Below are 1,177 nucleotides of genomic sequence, written 5' to 3' on the forward strand. Positions count from 1 at the left end.
TTTTATGATTATGTTTGATGACCGTATCAGTAAGCATTTAATCTAAATGGCAGTTACACAGAATCTGGGATGGTCTCCGTCCCTCGCGCAAAAGCATTTATTATGTAATAAGCCACCATAAAAATGGTGGCTTATTGCATTGTATAAACTAGTTTAGTTCATACCGAACTCTTCGACTAATATATGTATGAAAGCTATCTGAAGAAAAATGATTTTATTTTTGATTAGTAATAAACCTCTTACCGACTCGACGTTACTATACTCATTACCATGAGCTATAGCGTGTCTACTTCTGTTCAGATCGTCTAAAAACTCTTCCCAAAATGTTCTATTGTTGCCCGCACTACTAGTCTGTTCGGAAAAACAAGGATTATGACTTTGATAAGGAAAAGTTTTACTAAGGTTGCTTATTTCAGTGATATATTCAGGTATTTTTCTCTCTAAATAGCTATTCTCTTCGCGAAACACTTGTTCGTACCTTGAAGACTGTAATCTTTTGAAAACTTTTCTGACGCCCAATCCTTTAAATAATTTTTCAATAACATCAGGTTTCGGGTTGTTATTTCTATCGAATAGAAAGGGTTCGTGATTCAAATCAGCATTCAGAACATCAAAATTTTTAATTAATTTGTTAGTAATTTCATTTTGTATATTAGGACCAGATTTTTGATCTAGAAAGTTTGAGCAGAAACCTCTCTTAATTGCGTCAGGTAAATCAACGAAATCATAATAGTCATTTATATCATTAATTATGCTTTTGATAAGCTCTTTGTAGAACCCTTCTAAGTTTGCGACCATAAGTACAGTTACCGACCTACAGATAGCATCGTGTAAATCAATATCTGTCTCTATATGATCTTCAGCTGATGCGAGTAATATCGTGATTTCATTCCAACGCCTTTCTAAGTCGTTAATTAGTAAATTGATATAATTTTGACTCATAGAAGAGCCTCAATAGCCTTATCAATTCTAGTATGAACTTTAGACGCATCATTTGTACTACCTTCTACAGTTCTAAAGTACTCTTCGTCATGAAACAGCTCTCTAAACTTTTCTAAATCTATGCTACTTTCATGATCCATTTTAGATGAAGCTACGACTATAGTCAGTCCAAAATAGAAAAGGTACAATGCTTTTAAACCAAGCAAAGAGAAATATAAAAGACGACCTACTCAGC

At 33.5% G+C, this 1,177-nt stretch carries 1 protein-coding gene; it reads right to left on the minus strand.

Annotation, left to right across the window (positions count from 1 at the left end; translation table 11 throughout):
* Positions 1-153: 153 nt before the first annotated feature.
* Positions 154-942, minus strand: coding sequence for an MAE_28990/MAE_18760 family HEPN-like nuclease (locus JMY00_RS13440; RefSeq protein WP_201580529.1), 789 nt, complete (start codon positions 940-942; stop codon positions 154-156).
* Between the last annotated feature and the right edge of the window lie 235 nt (positions 943-1,177).

Source organism: Psychrobacter sp. Pi2-52 (genome assembly GCF_904846705.1).
Classification (GTDB): Bacteria; Pseudomonadota; Gammaproteobacteria; order Pseudomonadales; family Moraxellaceae; genus Psychrobacter.

Bases quoted from the DNA above. Each gene is read 5' to 3' on its own strand.
- JMY00_RS13440 (WP_201580529.1), bottom strand. From the start codon at position 942: ATGAGTCAAAATTATATCAATTTACTAATTAACGACTTAGAAAGGCGT.